The organism is Streptomyces sp. NPDC023838 (assembly GCF_040639555.1).
Lineage (GTDB): Bacteria > Actinomycetota > Actinomycetes > Streptomycetales > Streptomycetaceae > Streptomyces.
Genome location: NZ_JBFAAD010000032.1, coordinates 1 through 17,777 on the forward strand (window position 1 = coordinate 1; position 17,777 = coordinate 17,777).

A 17,777-nucleotide genomic window follows, 5' to 3' on the forward strand; every position below is an offset into this window, starting at 1 on the left:
GTTCTCAAGGTACGGACGCTTCCTTTGTTCCCGTTTCCGGGCCCTCCGGGCGCTTCCTTCGTTTCCGACTCTATCAGACTCTTTCGTGTCCGATTCCCGGTCGGCGGGATTCGCTTTCGGGCTTTTCGCTTTCGCGGTTTCCCTTTCGGCGTGGTCACTACTTTAGCTGATTTCCCGGGCGGCTCATAATCGAGCCGCTGAATCCGAATTCCGGCGCGCCGAAGGCACGTCGAAAGAAGGACCCGTCAGGGTCAGTCGTAGGTAGTGGATGGCCGCTTCCGGGTTGCTGAACAGCAGGACCCGTCTCAAGCGGCTCGGGCTACGTTAGGCGCCCGGCCGGACCGAGTCAAGTTGAGCGGCGGCGTGGCTGATGCGGCCGGTACGGGCTGACTGTCGGGTCGTCAGCGATCCAGAACCGCCAGGGATGTGGGGCTCCGTCGCCGCCCACTCCGGTGCGCGGTCCGCTGCGTACCAGGTCGGCGGGTGGCGGGGTCCCCGTAAGTACGGAGAGCGGGGCGTCCGCGCCGGTGCAGAGGTCCGTACCGTCGAGGGCCCGGTCGACGTCCAGGGCCGTGGCCAGCCGGGCCGGGCCTTTGGCCAGTTCCTTGTCATTTCGGGCCGAGATCCGACGTTTACGGGCGAGCTCCGCGCCTACCTGGATCTCGCCCGCCCGCAGCAGGACCCCGCTCGCCGCGCCCTCGGGCCCGCACACCACGTTGAGGCAGTGCCACATCCCGTATGTGAAGTACACGTACGCGTGGCCGGGCGGGCCGAACATCACGCCGTTGCGGGCCGTGCGGCCACGGAAGGCGTGCGACCCGGGGTCGTTCGCGCCGTCGTACGCCTCCACCTCCGTCAGTCTCAGCTCGACCGGGCCCTCGGCCGTGCGGCGTACGAGGGTGCGGCCGAGGAGGTCGGGGGCGACCTCCAGGACGGGGCGGTCGAAGAAGGCGCGAGGGAGTGGCGTACGTTCGGGGGCCGCGATCATGGCGTCCGAGGGTACCGGGTGGGGAGACGGAACCGGAGGCCGCGGTTGTGCGTTTAGTGGGGGCAGGATCTATGGAGGGAACAGCATGGGGTTCAAGCGTCTGCTTGCGAGTCTGGGTGCCGGTGGCGCTTCGGTGGAGACGGAGCTGACCGAGGCGAACGTGGTGCCCGGCGGTGTGGTCCAGGGCGAGGTGCGGATCCAGGGCGGATCCGTGGATCAGATGATCGAGGGGCTCTCGGTCGGTCTTCAGGCGCGGGTCGAGGTCGAGGGCGGTGACCACGAGGCCAAGCAGGACATCGAGTTCACCAAGCTGCGTCTCGGCGGCGCGTTCGAGGTGAAGGCGGGGGCGGTGCACGTGGTGCCGTTCGGCCTGGAGATTCCGTGGGAGACGCCGGTCACGACGGTCGACGGTCAGCCGCTGCGCGGGATGCACATCGGTGTGACGACGGAGCTGGAGATCGCGCGCGCCCTGGACTCGGGCGACCTGGACCCGATCAATGTGCACCCGCTGCCGGCGCAGCAGGCGATCCTCAACGCCTTCATCCAGCTGGGCTTCCGCTTCAAGAGCGCGGACATGGAGCGTGGGCACATCCGCGGCACGCGGCAGCGGCTGCCGTTCTACCAGGAGATCGAGTTCTATGCGCCGTCCGAGTACCGGGGCCTCAACCAGGTGGAGCTGACCTTCGTCGCGGACGACCGCGCGATGGACGTGGTCCTGGAGATGGACAAGAAGCCGGGGCTGTTCAGCGAGGGCAGCGATTCGTACCGCTCGTTCCAGGTGGGGCTGCAGGACTATCAGGGGACCGACTGGGCGGCGTATCTGCACCAGTGGCTGGCGGAGGTCGGCGGTCGGCGCAACTGGTTCTAGGCTCGCCCTCGTCACTGGATCCCGATCAGGAGGTGCCCGCGTGAGCGAGCTCAAGAGGCCGCCGCTCCCCCATGACTTCCACCCCGAGGTGCCCTCGTTCACCGTGGTGAGCGAGGACGTCCAGGAGGGTGCGCCGCTGAAGGACGCCCAGGTGTACGCGGAAGGGAACACATCTCCCCACCTTCGGTGGGAGGGGTTCCCGGCGGAGACCGAGAGCTTCGCGGTGACGTGCTTCGACCCGGACGCCCCGACGGGCAGCGGGTTCTGGCACTGGGTGGTGTTCGACATCCCCGCCTCGGTGACCGAGCTGCCGGGTGGCGCGGGCAGCGGGAAGTTCGAGGGTCTGCCGGCCGGGGCGGTCCAGGTCCGCAACGACTACGGGTCGAAGGAGTTCGGCGGGGCGGCTCCGCCGGCCGGGGAGTCGCACCGCTATGTCTTCACGGTGTACGCGGTGGATTCCGCGAAGCTGGGACCGGATGCGGACGCGTCGCCCGCCGTCGTCGGATTCAATCTGCGGTTCCACACCCTGGCCCGCGCCCAGCTGATCGGTACGTACACGGGTCCCTCGAACAGCTGACTCCGGGTAGCTGATCGTTCCTTCATTGTTTGCCCTGCTCTGGTCTTGGAGAGATCAGAGCAGGGCATTTTTAATGCGTTGTCCGTCGTGGCCGGCCCGGCCAGAGTTGATCCAAGCCCGCCAGGGGGTGGGCCGGCACTACGCGGAGGTGGGCACAATGCGGGACACGCTGGTACTGAACGCGAGCTTCGAGCCGCTGTCGACGGTCACTCTCAACCGTGCGGTGGTGCTGGTCCTCCAGGACAAGGCCGTCGTCGAGCAGGAGCATCCCGAGCTCAGGATGCGTGCGGCCGCGGTGGAGATACCGGTGCCCCGGGTGATCAGGCTCTGCCGGTACGTACGGGTGCCGTTCCGAAGACAGGCTCCGTGGTCGAGAAGGGGGGTGCTGGTCCGGGACCAGCACCGGTGCGCGTACTGCGGCAGGCGCGCGACGACTGTGGACCATGTGGTGCCGCGGGCGCAGGGCGGGCGGGACAGCTGGCTCAATACGGTGGCGTCCTGCGCGGAGGACAACCACCGCAAGGCCGACCGGACGCCGGAGGAGGCGGGGATGCCGCTGTTGCGGGAGCCGTTCGTGCCGTCTCCCGCGGATGCGATGCTGCTCGCGATGGCGGCGGGAGATCGCTCCGCTCTGCCGGAGTGGTTGGCTCGCGGGGCGGCGTAGTGCTGCGCTAGGCCAGAGTTTCGGGTGCGGACCGTGCGTGGCTGGGCGCGCCCACGCGGTGGAGCCGCACCGTGACACGGCCCCGCGCCACTGAAAGGCCCGCCGCTTTCGCGGCGGGCCTCTTTTTCTGCCTCAGCGCAGCACCAGCTGCACGATCGCCACCACTCCCACCGCGATGATCACTCCTCGTAGCACCGAGGGCTTGAGGCGGCGGCCCACCTTGGCGCCGATCTGGCCGCCTATCGTCGAGCCGACCGCGATGAGCAGTACGGCCGTCCAGTCGAAGTCGGCGACGAAGAGGAAGAAGACAGCGGCGATGCCGTTGACCAGGGCCGCGAGGATGTTCTTGACGGCGTTGACGCGTTGCAGGCTCTCGGGGAGCAGCAGGCCCATCAGGGAGAGGTAGAGCACGCCCTGGGCCGCGCCGAAGTAGCCTCCGTACACGCTGGCGAAGAAGAGGCCGACGAGCAGGACGGGACCGCCGTCGGGGTGGGCCCGGGTGCCGGTGGCCTCGCGGCGGCGCTTGACCGCGGCGGCGATGCGCGGCTGGAAGAGGACGAGCAGCAGCGCGAGGCCGACCAGTACGGGGACGATCGCGTCGAACGCGTCGGACGGCAGGGCGAGCAGCAGGATGGCGCCGACCAGTCCGCCGATCAGTCCGGTGGAGGCGAGGCGCAGGATGCGGCGGCTCTGGCCGCGCAGTTCGCGACGGTAGCCGATGGCTCCGCTGATGGAGCCGGAGACCAGGCCGAGGGTGTTGGACACGTTCGCCGTGATCGGCGGGAGACCGATGGCCAGCAGCACGGGAAAGGTGATCAGGGTGCCTGAGCCGACGATCGTGTTGATGGTGCCGGCGCCGATGCCGGCCGCGAAGACCGCGAGTGCTTCCCAGATGGACAACGCCATCTCCTTACACAATCAGTGAGACGCCTCCCCGCCATGGAGGTCGGGGGGCCGCACTGATCATGCACGGATGTTGTCCTGCGCAGTCAACCGGCCTCAGTCAACTGGCCTCAGTCGACCGGTGGTTCCTCGCGGCGCTCGGATCCCGTGTTGAAGCCGGGCATCCCGCCGCCGAGGTTGCCGAACGCGCCGGAGAGGCCCTTGAGCGCGTCGCCGATCTCGCTGGGCACGATCCAGAGCTTGTTGGCGTCGCCCTCGGCGATCTTCGGGAGCATCTGGAGGTACTGGTACGAGAGGAGCTTCTGGTCGGGGTCGCCCGCGTGGATGGACTCGAAGACCGTACGGATCGCCTGGGCCTCGCCCTCGGCGCGCAGTGCGGCGGCCTTGGCCTCGCCCTCGGCGCGCAGGATCGCGGACTGCTTCTCGCCCTCGGCGCGCAGGATCTCGGACTGCCGGACACCTTCGGCCTGGAGGATCGCGGCGCGCTTATCACGGTCGGCGCGCATCTGCTTCTCCATCGAGTCCTGGATGGAGGTCGGCGGCTCGATGGCCTTCAGCTCGACGCGGTTGACGCGGATGCCCCACTTGCCGGTGGCCTCGTCGAGGACGCCGCGCAGAGCCGCGTTGATCTCCTCGCGGGAGGTGAGGGTCCGCTCCAGGTCCATGCCGCCGATGATGTTGCGGAGCGTGGTGACGGTGAGCTGTTCGATCGCCTGGATGTAGCTGGCGACTTCGTACGTGGCGGCGCGGGCGTCGGTCACCTGGTAGTAGATGACCGTGTCGATGTTGACGACCAGGTTGTCCTGGGTGATCACCGGCTGCGGCGGGAACGGCACGACCTGCTCGCGGAGGTCGATGCGGTTGCGGATCGAGTCGATGAACGGGACGACGATGTTCAGGCCCGCGTTCAGCGTCCTCGTATAGCGGCCGAAGCGCTCCACGATGGCCGCGCTGGCCTGCGGGATCACCTGGATGGTCTTGATCAGGGCGATGAAGACCAGCACCACCAGAATGATCAGGACGATGATGATCGCTGACATCGCGTTCCCCGTGCCTTTCTTGCCTCTAGGAAGTGCCCGGCAGCCGTGCGGCTCCCGGCCCGGATGATCCTGGCATGGTTCACATGACGATGGCAGTCGCTCCGTCGATCTCGACCACATCGACCTGCTGGCCGGGTTCGAACGACTGGCCGTCGTCGAGGGTGCGGGCCGACCACACCTCGCCCGCCAGCTTGATCCGGCCGCCGCTGCCGTCGACTCTCTCCAGGACGACGGCCTGACGGCCCTTCAGCGCGTCGATGCCGGTGGCGAGGTGGGGCCGCTCGGTGCTGTGCCGGGCCGCGATGGGCCGGACCACGGCGATGAGGGCGACCGAGACCACGACGAAGACGAGGACTTGCGCGACGGTGCCGAGGCCCAGGCCCGCGGCCACGGCCGCGGCGACCGCGCCGACGGCCAGCATGCCGAATTCCGGCATGGCGGTCAGTACCAGGGGAATTCCGAGACCCGCCGCCGCGATCAGCCACCCTACCCATGCGTCCACGAGGTCATGGTAGGTCCGGCCACCCCGTCACGGACAGTGCACCCGGGGGCGCCCGGGGTCAGGCGAGGGGCAGACCGGTCGCGGAGTAGCGGTCGCCGCGGTGTTCGACGACGAGCGGGAGTCCGAAGCAGAGGGAGAGGTTGCGGGAGGTGAGCTCGGTCTCCATGGGGCCGGCGGCGAGCACCTTGCCCTGGCGGATCATGAGGACGTGGGTGAAGCCGGGGGCGATCTCCTCGACGTGGTGGGTGACCATGATCATCGAGGGCGCGTACGGGTCGCGGGCGAGGCGGCCGAGGCGGCGGACCAGGTCCTCGCGGCCGCCGAGGTCGAGACCGGCGGCCGGCTCGTCGAGGAGCAGCAGCTCGGGGTCGGTCATCATCGCGCGGGCGATCAGGGTGCGCTTGCGCTCGCCCTCGGAGAGGGTGCCGAACTTCCGGTCGACGTAGTCGGTCATGCCGAGCCGGTCGAGGAAGGCGCGGGCCCGCTCCTCGTCGACGGCGTCGTACTGCTCCTGCCAGGTGGCGGTCATGCCGTACGCGGCGGTGAGCACCGTCTGGAGCACGGTCTGGCGCTTGGGCAGCTTGTCCGCCATGGCGACGCCGGCCATGCCGATGCGCGGGCGCAGCTCGAACACGTCGACCTTGCCGAGCCGGTCGCCGAGGATCTTCGCCGTGCCGGTGGTCGGGAAGAGGTAGCTGGAGGCGATGTTGAGGAGGGTGGTCTTGCCGGCGCCGTTGGGTCCGAGGATCACCCAGCGCTCGCCCTCCTTGACCGACCAGGAGACGTCGTCCACCAGAGCGCGTCCGTCGCGGACCACGGATACGTCCACCAGCTCCAGTACATCGCTCATGAGCGCGTTGTCTCCCCATGCAATCGTCTTGAGGTCCGGGCTGTGCCTGTGGGCAGGGTCCCGGGGAAATCTCCCAGGGAAAACCTACGCCACTGAGGGAGTGGACCTGCCGTGAGGGCCAGTACCTAGGCTGGGTCCATGTTCTCGGAACCACGTTCAGGTCGGCTGGCCGCATGGGGAAATGCCCTGTTGGCCGGGAAAGTTTCGCCGGACGACGCCGCCTCGGCGATCGTCGGGGACGACACGGTGCACCGGGTGGCCGGGCTGCCGGGTGAGGCGGCGCCGGTGGGGCTCACGCTGGCGCTCGGGCGGCTGCGGGCGCTCGGGGTGAGCGGCTTCCGGGTCGCGCTGCCCGCGCCGGGGCATCCGCTGGGGCTCAGCGGCCCGCCGGAGTTCAACGCGCGGGCGCTGGACGCGCAGGAGGCGGTCGTGGGGTTCGGCGCGCCGCACGGGCTGGTGCCGGAGGTGAGCGAGGTGGGCCCCGCGGGTGATGTGCGGGTGGAGGTCGTCTGGCAGTGCCTGGCGGTACGGGAGGCGCCGCCGGCGGATGTGCCTTCGCTCGGGGAGGCGGAGCGCGAGCTGGCGGAGGCGCTGCGGGAGGCGACGGTCGTGCTGACCCGGCTCGACGTCGCCGGGTCGGGGCCGGCGGCGGAGGCGGCGATCGACGCGTACCGGGCGCGGGCGGAGGGGCCGGACGACTCGGTCCTGGCTCCCGGGTATCCGCCGCGGGCGGTACGGGTGCTCGAGCTGGCCCGGCGGGTGGGGCTGCTGGTGGAGGTGGCGCGGGGGGCCGAGCATGTCGGCGGGGCGGTGAGCGCGTCGGAGCTCGCGGCTCGGGCGGAGGCGTTGCGGCCGGTGGAGCGGGTGGCTCGGCGGGCTCGGGTGGCGGCGTACAACTCGTATGTGGAGAGTGCCCCACCCCACCCCTTCGCCCTGTGACATGTGCGGCTCCGCCGCGTGGCCTCCGGGGGTGGGTGGGGGTGGAGGCCGGTTCCCGGGGGCTGGGCCCCCGGACCCCGTTGCGGGGGCTTCGGCCCCTGCACCCCGCTCCCGTTCGGCTGCGGGCCGTCCCCAACTGGTCGCGCCCACGCGGCGGAGCCGCACATGTCACAGCCCCGCGCCCTTAAATGCGCCCCTGCGGGGCGCCCCTTTTAGGGGCGCGGGGAACTGCGCGAGCAACCCACCACAACCCGCAGACGAGCTCAGGGGGTCTGAGGGCGCAGCCCCCAGCAGCCCACCCCGACCCCCACCCGGCCGCCCGCCCGCCCGAAGCCAGGCGGCGGAGCCGCACATGTCACAGCCGGGAAGGGGCGGGGTGGGGCCAGAGACCTTCGACCGCTCGGCGGTCAGGAGTTGGAGGACTCGTTGCCGAACGCCGGGTTGAGCACGCCGATCACGTTGACCGAGTTGCCCGTGGCGTTGACCGGGACGTCGACCGGGACCTGGACCAGGTTGCCGGAGGCGACGCCCGGGGAGTTCTCCGCCTTGCCGTCCGCGTGCGCTCCGTGGGCGGATGCCGCACCCGCGCCGGCCGCGACGATTCCTCCGGCGATCATGGCGACGGCGGCGGCCTTCTTCAGGTTCTTCACTTCAGGTTCCTCCTGGTCTCGCCGCGGCGGTCCGCCGCAGCACGCCCTGGAGAACGCTCACCGGTCGCTGGGGATACGCCGGATGGGTGACATCCACCCGACAGTATGAATCTCTCACCGGAGCATGACGATCCGCATTTACGGATATACGGACCTTCAGGTCGTCAGGCCGTGCCGGACCGCCCACAGGGCCGCCTGGGTGCGGTCCGCCAGGTCCAGCTTCATGAGGATGTTGGAGACGTGTGTCTTCACCGTCTTCTCGGAGAGGACGAGTGCTCGGGCGATCTCCCGGTTGGAGCGGCCGTCCGCGATCAGGCCCAGGACCTCGCGCTCGCGCTCGGTGAGCGAGGTGCCCCGGCCCTGGCCGCCGCCCGCGTCGTCCTGGGAGAGCAGCGCGCCCGCCACCTCCGGCTGGAGCAGCACGTGTCCGGCGTGCACCGAGCGGATCGCGCCGGCCAGCGCCTCCGGGTCCACGTCCTTGTACACATAGCCCGCCGCGCCCGCCCGCAGCGCGGGCACCACCGTGCGCTGCTCGGTGAAGCTGGTGACGATCAGCACCTTCGCCGGGTTGGCCAGCGCGCGCAGCTTGCGCAGCGCCTCGATGCCGTCCATGCCGGGCATCTTCACGTCCATCAGGACGACGTCCGGCTTCAGCTCCTCGGCGCGGGCGACCCCCTCGGCCCCGTCGGCGGCCTCGCCGACGACCTCTATGTCGTCCTGGACCTCCAGGAACGTCCGCAGGCCGCGGCGGACCACCTGGTGGTCGTCGACCAGGAGGACTTTGATGCTGTCAGCCACCTGGCACCTCCATCTCGATCGTGGCGCCCGCTCCGGGTGCCGATTTCACGATGAGCCGGCCCCCGACGCCGCTCGCGCGGTGCCGCATCGACACCAGGCCGAGGTGGCGTCCGGCGCGGCGGACCGCCCGGGGCTCGAATCCGCGGCCGTCGTCGACGATCCGCAGGGCGGCGCCCTGGCCGCGCCGTACGAGGACGACCGAGACGTGCTCGGCGTCCGCGTGGCGCAGGGCGTTGTGCAGGGCCTCCTGGGCGACGCGCAGCAGCGCCTCCTCCTGGGCGGGCGGCAGGGCCCGTACTCCACAGTTCTCGAAGGTGACCTTGGCGCTGTGGGCGCGGTCGAGGACCTGGATCTGGGTGCGGAGCGTGTTGACCAGGCCGTCTTCCTCCAGGGCGGTCGGGCGCAGCTCGACCACGGCCGCGCGCAGCTCGTCGGCCGCCTCGGCGGCGAGCGCGGCGACCTGCTGGAGCTCGCCCTTGGCGCGCGCGGGGTCGCGGTCCACCAGGGCGGCCGCGGCCTGCGCGGTCAGCCGCAGCGAGAAGAGCTTCTGGCTGACCGCGTCGTGCAGTTCGTGGGCGAGGCGGGTGCGCTCCTCGGTGATGGTGAGCTCGCGGCTGCGCTCGTAGAGCCGGGCGTTGGTCAGGGCGATCGCGGCGTGCTGGGCGAGGATGCCGAGCAGTTCGGCGTCGTCCTCGGTGAAGCCGCAGCCGCCCTCCGGCTTGGGGCAGCGCTTGTTGGCGAGGAAGAGCGTGCCGAGCGTCTCCTCGCCGTCGCGGATCGGCACGCCCAGGAAGTCGGACATGTCGGGGTGCGCGGCGGGCCAGCCGCCGAAGCGGGGGTCCTTGCGGACGTCGGCGAGCCGCTCCGGCTTCTGCTCGTTGAGCATCGCCGCGAGGATGCCGTGCTGGCGGGGCAGCGGGCCGATCGCCTTCCACTGCTCGTCGCTGACGCCGTCGACCACGAACTGGGCGAAGCCTCCGTGGTCGTCGGGGACGCCGAGGGCCGCGTACTCCGCGTCGAGCAGGTCGCGGGCCGACGCGACGATCGTCTTGAGGACGTCGCGCACCTCAAGGTGCCTGCTCATCGCGAGGAGCGCGGTGCTCACGGCGGCCAGGCCGGAGCTCGGTCGGTGGCTCATGGGATCACCGTACCCGTGGGATGTGACGGTCCGTATCCGCCTGTGGACGGCGGATGGCTGGGTCCCGGGGCCTAGGTCGAAGTGCCTTGGGCGGCTGGGGCGCCCGGCTGAGGCGGCGGGGGCGGGCGCGGAGTGACGCTGGGGCTGTGGCTCGATCAGCAGGGACTCCGAGGGGACGGACATCATGCCGGTAGCGATCATCACGGGGGCGTCGAAAGGGCTGGGGCGGGCGCTGGCGAGGGCGCTGGCCGAGCGGGGCTGGGATCTCGTACTGGACGCCAGGACGGCGTCCGTACTGAAGGAGACCGCCGACGGCCTCGACGGGCCGGGCACGCGGGTCGTTCCGCTGGCTGGGGACGTGACGGACGCCGCGCACCGCCGGGCGCTGGTGGCGGCCGCCGGGGAGCTCGGCGGGCTCGACCTCCTCGTGCACAACGCGAGCGCGCTCGGCGCCGAGCCGCTGGTGCCGCTGGAGCGGCAGAGCCTGGAGGGGTTCCGGACGGCCCTGGAGACCAATGTGGTGGCGGCGCTCGGGCTCGTACAGGAGTCGTTGCCCTTGCTGCGGCGCTCGGAGGCGGGAGCGGTGCTGGTGGTGAGTTCGGACGCGGCGGCCGAGGCCTATGCGACCTGGGGCGGGTACGGGGCGTCCAAGGCGGCGCTCGACCAGCTGGCGGCCGTGCTCGCGGTGGAGGAGCCGGGGCTGCGGGTGTGGGCGGTGGATCCGGGTGACATGCGCACCGATCTGTACCGGGCGGCCGTGCCGGGCGACGAGGAGGGGCGGCCGGAGCCGGAGACGGTGGTGCCGGGCTTCCTGAGTCTGCTCGAACGCCGTCCCGCGAGCGGGCGGTACGCGGCTCCCGCGCTGGTGGAGGTGGCCCGATGAGGCCCGGTGGCTCGGCGGTGCGGCGATGACGGCCGAACTCGTCCTGCGGGTGCCCGAGGAGCTGATGGCCTCGGTCCCCGCCGAGGTGCGCGGCTCGGGGCGCGACGACGTGCGGCTGCTGGTGTCGCGCGGCACCGACGTCTCCCACCACGCCTTCCGCGAGCTGGCCGGGCAGCTGCGGGCCGGGGACGTGCTGGTCGTCAACACGTCGGCGACCATGCCGTCGGCGGTGGACGGCACGGCCGACGGCGAGCGGCTGGTCGTGCACTTCTCGACGCTGGGTCCGGACGGGCGCTGGGCGGTCGAGCCGCGCACTCCGGAGCCCTCGGGCAGCACCCGGCGGCGTACCGGTACGCGCGCGGGGACGACGGTGGCGCTGCCGGGCGGGGGGCGCCTGGTCCTGGAGGAGCCGCTGAGCGCGGACGGGGACCGGCTGTGGTGGGCCCGGGCGGACACCCCGGACGTGCCGGGTCTGCTCGCGCGGTACGGGCGGCCGATCCGGTACGCGTACACCTCGGGCGACCAGCCGCTCTCCGCGTACCAGACGGTCTTCGCGCTGCCCTCGCCGGACGGGGTGGGCTCGGCGGAGATGCCGAGCGCGGCGCGGCCCTTCACGGTGGAGCTGGTCGCGGAGCTGGTGCGGCGCGGGGTGCAGTTCGCGCCGGTCACCCTGCATACGGGGGTGGCCTCGGCGGAGGCGCACGAGCCGCCGTATCCGGAGCGCTTCGAGGTGGCGGCGTCCACGGCGCGGCTGGTGAACGCGGCGCGGGCCGGGGGCGGCAGGATCGTGGCGGTGGGGACCACCGCCGTGCGGGCGCTGGAGTCGGCGGCGGGGGTGGACGGGGTGGTGCGGCCCGCGTCGGGGTGGACGGATCTGGTGGTGACGCCGGGGCGCGGGGTACGCGTGGTGGACGGGCTGCTGACCGGGCTGCACGAGCCGGAGGCCTCGCACCTGCTGATGCTGGAGGCGGTCGCGGGGCGGGCGGCGATCGGCGCCGCGTACGCCCAGGCGCTGAGCGGGCTCTACCTCTGGCACGAGTTCGGCGACGTCCACCTCATCCTTCCGGACGAGAGCCATTACGCACCGAATTGCTCATGCAACTGATGGTGAGACTGTTACGCGGCCGATGTGAGCCCGCGCATAGGACGCACATCACTTACGAAGCAGCGTAGTGGATGCGTTAAGGGCCGCATAGGCAGGGCTGACAGGGGCGGGAGGCGGGCGGGAGGCGCTTTTTCCCGGCCCCTGATCCACTATCCCGGTTCGTACGTCACACCTTTGCCACAGGATTTTGCGGCCGCTAAGAATGGCTCCCGTCGCACAGCGCTGCGGCTCACCGCCGCGGCGCTTTCGTGTGCCGTCCCCGCCATTCGGAAGAGGTCCCACAACCATGCCCGAGTCCAGCAACCCTGGTCACAGTCGTCTCAACAAGACGCACAAGATCTCGATTGCCGGTGTCGCCGCTCTCGGCGCCGCCGCGCTCGCCTTCTCGGTTCTGCCGGGCAGTGGTGAGTCGGGTACCGCCGTGGCCGCCGAGCCCGTCGCCTTCTCCGTGACCGCCGCCGCCAGCAACGCGAAGGCCGTCGAGTCGAGCATCGCCAAGCAGCACGTCACCGCCGTCAAGCAGGCCAAGGCGAAGGCCGAGGCCGACGCGAAGGCCGCGGCGAAGGCCGCGGCGAAGGCCAAGGCCGAGGCCGAGGCGAAGAAGCGCGAGGCCGAGGCCGCCGCGAGCCGCGCCGCCGCCCGCAAGCCGGTGTACGCCAACAACCTGGACGGCTGGATCAAGCAGTCCCTGGACATCATGAAGTCCAAGGGCATCCCGGGTTCGTACAACGGTCTGTACCGCAACATCATGCGCGAGTCGACCGGCAACCCGAACGCGATCAACGGCTGGGACATCAACGCCATCAACGGCGTCCCGTCGAAGGGTCTGCTCCAGGTCATCCAGCCGACCTTCAACGCGTACCACGTGGCCGGTACCTCGTGGAACATCTACGACCCGGTCGCCAACATCACCGCGGCCGCCAACTACGCGGCCGACAAGTACGGCTCGATGGACAACGTCAACGGCGCCTACTGAGCCGGGCCGGACGGCACACGAAAGGGCGGCACCCCGCACGGGGCGCCGCCCTTCGGCGTACGTGGGAAGGCCGCGCTACTTGCGCATGACCTCCGGCTCGTGGCGGCGCAGCAGACGCGCGACCGCGACACCGCAGATGACGCCCAGGGCGATCAGCACGGTGATGTTGATGCCCCACTGGCTCGCCGAGTGCTTCCACAGCGGGTCCAGGTCGGTGGGCTTGTTCTGGTCCCACGGCGGCATCAGGTGCGCGAGGTCGAGCGTGGAGCCGGCGCCCGCGATGGCCCAGCGCGACGGCATCAGCCAGGCGAACTGCTCCAGGCCGATCGAGCCGAAGACCTTGAACAGGATGCCGGTGAAGACGACCTGCACGATCGCGAACATGACCAGCAGCGGCATGGTCTTCTCGGCGGTCTTCACCAGCGAGGAGATGACCAGGCCGAACATCATCGAGGTGAAGCCGAGGGCGATGACCACCAGGCAGATCTCGACGGCCGGCGGCATGATCAGGCCCTCCTTGGGGAGGTCCCGGGTGGAGAAGCCGATGCCGCAGATGATGACGCCCTGGATGGCGGTGATCACGCCGAGCACGATGACCTTGGACATCAGGTACGCCGAGCGGGAGAGGCCGGTGGCCCGTTCCCGTTCGTAGATGACGCGTTCCTTGATCAGCTCTCGTACAGAGTTGGCCGCGCCCGAGAAGCACATGCCGACCGCGAGGATCAGCATGATCGTGCCCGCGTCACCGTTGAACTTGCTGGGCCCGGTCGGCGGGGCGAGGCCGAACTTCGCCGGGATGACCACGCTGACCGCGCCGAGCACGGCGGGCAGGATCACCATCAGGCCCAGGAAGCCCTTGTCGGAGGCGATGACCGACGAGTACCGCCGGATCAGCGTCCACAGCTGGGCGCCCCAGCTCTGCGGCTTGGGCGGGCGCATCTGGTTCGGCGCCGGCATCTGCACCGACTGGGCGGCCACTGCGTCGATGTCCGCGGCGTACATCTGGTAGTGCTGCGAGCCCTTCCAGCGGCCCGCCCAGTCGTAGTCGCGGTAGTTCTCGAAGGCGGAGAAGACATCGGCCCAGGTGCCGTAGCCGAAGAAGTTCAGCGCCTCCTCGGGCGGACCGAAGTACGCCACCGAGCCGCCCGGCGCCATCACCAGGAGCTTGTCGCAGATCGCCAGCTCGGCCACCGAGTGGGTGACGACGAGGACCGTGCGGCCGTCGTCGGCGAGCCCGCGCAGCAGCTGCATGACGTCGCGGTCCATGCCCGGGTCGAGGCCGGAGGTCGGCTCGTCCAGGAAGATCAGCGACGGCTTGGTCAGCAGCTCCAGGGCGACCGAGACGCGCTTGCGCTGGCCACCGGAGAGGGAGGTGACCTTCTTCTCCTTGTGGATGTCCAGCTTGAGCTCGCGCAGCACCTCGTCGATGCGCTGCTCGCGCTCGGACTCGGTGGTGTCGGCGGGGAAGCGCAGCTTGGCCGCGTACTTCAGCGCCTTCTTGACGGTCAGCTCCTTGTGCAGGATGTCGTCCTGCGGGACCAGACCGATGCGCTGGCGCAGCTCGGCGAACTGCTTGTACAGGTTCCGGTTGTCGTAGAGGACGTCGCCCTGGTTGGCGGGCCGGTAGCCGGTGAGCGCCTTGAGCAGGGTGGACTTGCCGGAGCCCGAGGGGCCGATGACGGCGATCAGCGACTTCTCCGGGACGCCGAAGGAGACGTCCTTGAGGATCTGCTTGCCGCCGTCGACCGTCACCGTGAGGTGGCGGGCCGAGAAGGAGACGTCACCGGTGTCGACGAACTCCTCGAGGCGGTCGCCGATGACCCGGAAGGTGGAGTGGCCGACGCCGACGATGTCGTTCGGGCCGAGCAGCGCGGAGGCGCCCTTGGCGATCGGCATGCCGTTGACGTACGTGCCGTTGTGCGAGCCGAGGTCGCGGATCTCCATGCGCCCGTCGGGCGTCGAGTGGAACTCGGCGTGGTGGCGCGAGACCTGCAGGTCGGAGACGACCAGCTCGTTCTCCAGCGCACGGCCGATGCGCATCACCCGGCCGAGGGCCAGCTGGTGGAACGTGGTGGGGCTGCGGTCGCCGCCGTAGGCCGCCGGCGCGCCCGGACCCTGGCCGGGGCCCTGCTGGTGCGGGACCTGGGCCTGCGGGGGCTGGTGCGCGGCCGGGGCCTGATGCTGCGGGGCCTGATGCTGCGGCGCCTGATGCTGCGGCGCCTGCTGCCAGGCCTGCTGGGGCACCTGCTGCTGGGCAGGCTGCTGGGGCTGCTGCGGCTGCTGCGGCGCCCAGCCGCCCGCTTGGGGCTGCTGCTGCGGCGGGGCCTGCTGCGGCGCCTGCTGGGCGGCGGCCGGTGCGCTGTAGGCGGCGGCTCCGGCCGGGGCGGCAGCGGCGGCACCGGTGAGATTCAGCCGCGGGCCGTCGGTCGCGTTGCCCAGGTGCACCGCGGAGCCCGGGCCGATTTCCATCTGGTGGATCCGCTGCCCCTGCACATACGTGCCGTTGGTGCTGCCGTGGTCCTCGATGACCCAACTCCGGCCGCCCCAGCTGATCGTGGCGTGCCGCCACGAGACCCTGGCGTCGTCGATCACCATGTCGCCCTGCGGATCACGTCCGAGGGTGTACGACCGGGACGCGTCGAGCGTCCAGGTCCTGCCATTCAATTCCAGTACGAGTTCCGGCACTCCATGCCCCACTTGTTGTCCCCCGAGCAATCCCCCGATACGAGGAGTCTAGGGATGGCGAACATCGTGGGGAACTATTTCAGGCCCGGGCTCGTATCCGAAACCCGGCCCTTGTGAATAACGTGCACAGACCTGTCGCAGTCGAGCAACAGACGTGTACGCGCGCGCCGTTGACTCAGGAGAAACGCGCCCGGAAAGTAGTAAGCACCCATGACTACGCACGGATCATGCGCGAATGGGACAACTTGGACCAATCCCGGGGGGCCTGATGAACAAGGGCGACAGGGGCGGGAAGAAGGCCTCCGAGGGGCTCGGGGCCCCGGGTGCGACCGGGGCGGGAGGGGCGTCCGGCGCCCTTCCCTGGGTCGATGTGCTGCTGGCTTCGGTCGCCTCGGTCAGCTGGGCGCTGGTCGGGATGGCGGGCGTGGCGGCCCTCGGGCTGCATCTGCTCGGGGCCGATGCGGCCGGGGCGCTGGGGCCGATGACGGCGGCCATGGTGGTGCTCGGTGCGGGCGGCTCGGTCACGCCGTCGGGCGATGTCTCGGCGTTCGGTCTGACGGGCGCTCAGGCGAGGACGGCCGTCGATATCACGCCACTGGGGGTGTCGCTGGCCGGGGCGGTGCTGCTGGCGTTCTTCTTCCTGCGCTCGCTGCGGGCGGCGGGCGCGGTGCTGCCCGGAACGGAGCTCGCGGCGCGGGCGGGCGGGGTGGTGGTGCTGTTCGTCGGGGTGGTGGCGGGGCTCGCGTGGGCCGGCCACGACCTGGTCACCATCGACGGGAGCTCGCTCGGCCTCGACCCGGGGAAGTCACCGGGCGGCGGCGGGGTGTCCATCCCCGGGCTCGGGGACCTGGGCGATCTGGGCGATCTGGGCGGGCTGCTGCCGGGCCGGCTGGCCGGGCTCGCCGACGCCAAGGCGCGGGTCGGCTTCACCGTGAACACGGCGGACTCGCTGGCGGGCGCGGTGTTCTGGGTGCTCGGGGTGCTGCTGATCGCCCTGCTCGCCTCGCGGCGCTCGCCGCTGCCGCGCGGCTGGGAGTGGGTGCACCGGACCGTGCGGCCGGCCGCGTCGGCGCTGGTCGCGGTGGTCCTGGTGGCGGTGGTGGCGGGGCTCGCGGCGGCCGCGTACGCGATGGTGGGCGACGCCCACCCCCGGCGCATCGCGGGCGCCGCGCTGCTCGGCGCGCCGAACGGGGTGTGGCTGGCCCTGCCGCTCGGTCTGTTCGTGCCGTGGAGCGGCCATGCCACGGGGGGGCTGGTGAAGGTGCTGCCGGACCCGCTGGACAAGCTGCTCGGCTTCAAGGACGACCGGAGCGTCAGCCTGGGGCGGCTGGCCGAACTGGACGGGCGCGTCTGGCTGTTGGCCCTCGCCACGGGCGTGATGATGCTGTACGCGGGGGTGCTCGCGGCGGCGCGTACGCCGGTGCGGGGGGTGTCGGCGGGGGCGTTCGCGGGGCGGTGTGCGCTGGCGCTGGGGGTGGTCTCGGCGGGTGCGCTGCCGTTGATGGTGTGGCTGACGGGGGTGTCCGCGGACGCGTCGCTGTCCGTGCTGGGGTTCGACGCGTTCGGGGCGGGGGTGGAGCTGCACGGGCGTGTGGGGGTGGCGGTGGTTCTGGGGGCGGCGTGGGGGGCGCTCGCGGGGGGCCTCGGGGGGCTTTTGGCGTACGGGGTGGGGGCTGCGGGGTGGCGGGTGGCGGTGCGGGGCCGGCCTGGGCCGGCTTTGGGGGGGCCGTCTTCGGGGGGGCCTTCTGCGGGGGTGCCTTCTGCGGGGGTGCCTTCTGCGGGGGAGGTGTACGGGCGGGGTGGGCCGTATACGCCATCGCCGGTGTATCGGCCGTCGCGGGACGAGACGAATCCGTATCTGCGGGAGCCGGGGGAACGGCCGTGAGTTGCCCCTCCCCGCCCCTTCCCTAAACCCTCCGGGGGTGGGTGGGGGTGGAGGTGTGTTTCCCGGGGGCTACGCCCCCGGCCCCCTCGGCGGGGCTGCGCCCCCGCACCCCCTCGGGGCTTCGCCCCGGGCCCCCGTTGGTCTGCGGACCGGTGGGGGCTGGTCGCGCAGTTCCCCGCGCCCCTTAAGGGGGTACGGCTCGCTGCACCCCGCATCTTTGGGGGCGGGAGGCTCCGCCGCGTGGGCGCGACCAGCCCAAGCGGACCCGCACCCAACCGACGGCCCAGCCCGCACCCCCCGGCGCCCCGGGACCGGCACAGCGCGTC

The 17,777-nt window shown here is 71.2% G+C and carries 17 protein-coding genes; 8 read left to right on the forward strand and 9 right to left on the reverse strand.

Annotated features, from left to right (window positions below):
• Nucleotides 1-346: 346 nt before the first annotated feature.
• On the reverse strand, nt 347-988 hold the full coding sequence (locus AB0G17_RS29545) for a DNA-3-methyladenine glycosylase (RefSeq protein WP_361389367.1): 642 nt from the start codon (nt 986-988) through the stop codon (nt 347-349).
• A gap of 85 nt (nt 989-1,073) precedes the next feature.
• On the opposite strand from AB0G17_RS29545, the gene AB0G17_RS29550 reads away from it, so the two are divergent.
• The 3 genes from AB0G17_RS29550 to AB0G17_RS29560 all read left to right on the forward strand — a co-directional run bounded on the left by AB0G17_RS29550 (nt 1,074) and on the right by AB0G17_RS29560 (nt 3,097).
• Nucleotides 1,074-1,856: a sporulation protein gene (locus tag AB0G17_RS29550; RefSeq protein ID WP_361389370.1), complete on the forward strand. Its 783-nt coding sequence runs from the start codon at nt 1,074-1,076 to the stop codon at nt 1,854-1,856.
• A gap of 40 nt (nt 1,857-1,896) precedes the next feature.
• Nucleotides 1,897-2,433 carry a YbhB/YbcL family Raf kinase inhibitor-like protein gene (locus tag AB0G17_RS29555; RefSeq protein ID WP_361389373.1) on the forward strand — a complete coding sequence of 179 codons (537 nt, stop codon included), beginning with the start codon at nt 1,897-1,899 and terminating at the stop codon, nt 2,431-2,433.
• A 157-nt stretch (nt 2,434-2,590) separates the two neighbouring features.
• Complete coding sequence (locus AB0G17_RS29560) at nt 2,591-3,097, forward strand: HNH endonuclease (protein WP_266991683.1); 507 nt, start codon at nt 2,591-2,593, stop codon at nt 3,095-3,097.
• Nucleotides 3,098-3,229: 132 nt separating this feature from the next.
• Here AB0G17_RS29560 and AB0G17_RS29565 read toward each other — a convergent pair whose 3' ends face one another.
• From AB0G17_RS29565 to AB0G17_RS29580, 4 genes are all read right to left on the reverse strand, one after another.
• Nucleotides 3,230-4,003, reverse strand: a complete 774-nt coding sequence (locus tag AB0G17_RS29565) for a sulfite exporter TauE/SafE family protein (protein ID WP_361389376.1) — start codon at nt 4,001-4,003, stop codon at nt 3,230-3,232.
• Nucleotides 4,004-4,110: 107 nt separating this feature from the next.
• Nucleotides 4,111-5,040, reverse strand: a complete 930-nt coding sequence (locus AB0G17_RS29570) for an SPFH domain-containing protein (RefSeq protein ID WP_101387658.1) — start codon at nt 5,038-5,040, stop codon at nt 4,111-4,113.
• Between the two features lie 79 nt (nt 5,041-5,119).
• A complete protein-coding gene (locus AB0G17_RS29575; RefSeq protein WP_361389379.1) occupies nt 5,120-5,542 on the reverse strand; it encodes an NfeD family protein in 423 nt (140 codons plus the stop codon).
• A 58-nt stretch (nt 5,543-5,600) separates the two neighbouring features.
• Nucleotides 5,601-6,392: an ABC transporter ATP-binding protein gene (locus AB0G17_RS29580; RefSeq protein ID WP_361389382.1), complete on the reverse strand. Its 792-nt coding sequence runs from the start codon at nt 6,390-6,392 to the stop codon at nt 5,601-5,603.
• Nucleotides 6,393-6,530: 138 nt separating this feature from the next.
• On the opposite strand from AB0G17_RS29580, the gene AB0G17_RS29585 reads away from it, so the two are divergent.
• A complete protein-coding gene (locus AB0G17_RS29585) occupies nt 6,531-7,331 on the forward strand; it encodes a hypothetical protein (RefSeq protein WP_361389385.1) in 801 nt (266 codons plus the stop codon).
• Between the two features lie 407 nt (nt 7,332-7,738).
• On the opposite strand, the gene AB0G17_RS29590 is transcribed toward AB0G17_RS29585, so the two are convergent.
• The 3 genes from AB0G17_RS29590 to AB0G17_RS29600 form a co-directional block, all read right to left on the reverse strand.
• On the reverse strand, nt 7,739-7,981 hold the full coding sequence (locus AB0G17_RS29590) for a chaplin (RefSeq protein WP_361389388.1): 243 nt from the start codon (nt 7,979-7,981) through the stop codon (nt 7,739-7,741).
• Nucleotides 7,982-8,137: 156 nt separating this feature from the next.
• Complete coding sequence (locus AB0G17_RS29595) at nt 8,138-8,779, reverse strand: response regulator transcription factor (RefSeq protein ID WP_361389391.1); 642 nt, start codon at nt 8,777-8,779, stop codon at nt 8,138-8,140.
• On the reverse strand, nt 8,772-9,917 hold the full coding sequence (locus tag AB0G17_RS29600; protein WP_361389394.1) for a GAF domain-containing sensor histidine kinase: 1,146 nt from the start codon (nt 9,915-9,917) through the stop codon (nt 8,772-8,774). Before AB0G17_RS29600 ends, AB0G17_RS29595 begins: the two co-directional genes overlap by 8 nt.
• Nucleotides 9,918-10,101: 184 nt before the next feature.
• Between AB0G17_RS29600 and AB0G17_RS29605 the strand changes: the two genes are divergently transcribed.
• From AB0G17_RS29605 to AB0G17_RS29615, 3 genes are all read left to right on the forward strand, one after another.
• Entirely contained in the window at nt 10,102-10,800 is a 699-nt protein-coding gene (locus AB0G17_RS29605; protein ID WP_361389397.1) for an SDR family oxidoreductase, read from the forward strand.
• Nucleotides 10,801-10,825: 25 nt separating this feature from the next.
• Nucleotides 10,826-11,905 (forward strand): S-adenosylmethionine:tRNA ribosyltransferase-isomerase, encoded by a 1,080-nt coding sequence (locus AB0G17_RS29610; RefSeq protein ID WP_361389400.1) that lies wholly within the window; start codon nt 10,826-10,828, stop codon nt 11,903-11,905.
• A 286-nt stretch (nt 11,906-12,191) separates the two neighbouring features.
• Nucleotides 12,192-12,881, forward strand: a complete 690-nt coding sequence (locus AB0G17_RS29615; protein WP_361389403.1) for a transglycosylase SLT domain-containing protein — start codon at nt 12,192-12,194, stop codon at nt 12,879-12,881.
• A gap of 75 nt (nt 12,882-12,956) precedes the next feature.
• On the opposite strand, the gene AB0G17_RS29620 is transcribed toward AB0G17_RS29615, so the two are convergent.
• Nucleotides 12,957-15,578 carry an FHA domain-containing protein gene (locus AB0G17_RS29620; RefSeq protein WP_361389406.1) on the reverse strand — a complete coding sequence of 874 codons (2,622 nt, stop codon included), beginning with the start codon at nt 15,576-15,578 and terminating at the stop codon, nt 12,957-12,959.
• 256 nt (nt 15,579-15,834) lie between these two features.
• On the opposite strand from AB0G17_RS29620, the gene AB0G17_RS29625 reads away from it, so the two are divergent.
• A complete protein-coding gene (locus AB0G17_RS29625) occupies nt 15,835-17,451 on the forward strand; it encodes a streptophobe family protein (RefSeq protein WP_361389409.1) in 1,617 nt (538 codons plus the stop codon).
• Nucleotides 17,452-17,777: the final 326 nt, after the last annotated feature.

Bases quoted from the DNA above. Each gene is read 5' to 3' on its own strand.
- AB0G17_RS29545 (WP_361389367.1), bottom strand. From the start codon at position 988: ATGATCGCGGCCCCCGAACGTACGCCACTCCCTCGCGCCTTCTTCGAC.
- AB0G17_RS29570 (WP_101387658.1), bottom strand. From the start codon at position 5,040: ATGTCAGCGATCATCATCGTCCTGATCATTCTGGTGGTGCTGGTCTTC.
- AB0G17_RS29600 (WP_361389394.1), bottom strand. From the start codon at position 9,917: ATGAGCCACCGACCGAGCTCCGGCCTGGCCGCCGTGAGCACCGCGCTC.
- AB0G17_RS29585 (WP_361389385.1), top strand. From the start codon at position 6,531: ATGTTCTCGGAACCACGTTCAGGTCGGCTGGCCGCATGGGGAAATGCC.
- AB0G17_RS29550 (WP_361389370.1), top strand. From the start codon at position 1,074: ATGGGGTTCAAGCGTCTGCTTGCGAGTCTGGGTGCCGGTGGCGCTTCG.
- AB0G17_RS29615 (WP_361389403.1), top strand. From the start codon at position 12,192: ATGCCCGAGTCCAGCAACCCTGGTCACAGTCGTCTCAACAAGACGCAC.
- AB0G17_RS29560 (WP_266991683.1), top strand. From the start codon at position 2,591: ATGCGGGACACGCTGGTACTGAACGCGAGCTTCGAGCCGCTGTCGACG.
- AB0G17_RS29610 (WP_361389400.1), top strand. From the start codon at position 10,826: ATGACGGCCGAACTCGTCCTGCGGGTGCCCGAGGAGCTGATGGCCTCG.
- AB0G17_RS29565 (WP_361389376.1), bottom strand. From the start codon at position 4,003: ATGGCGTTGTCCATCTGGGAAGCACTCGCGGTCTTCGCGGCCGGCATC.
- AB0G17_RS29625 (WP_361389409.1), top strand. From the start codon at position 15,835: ATGAACAAGGGCGACAGGGGCGGGAAGAAGGCCTCCGAGGGGCTCGGG.
- AB0G17_RS29605 (WP_361389397.1), top strand. From the start codon at position 10,102: ATGCCGGTAGCGATCATCACGGGGGCGTCGAAAGGGCTGGGGCGGGCG.
- AB0G17_RS29580 (WP_361389382.1), bottom strand. From the start codon at position 6,392: ATGAGCGATGTACTGGAGCTGGTGGACGTATCCGTGGTCCGCGACGGA.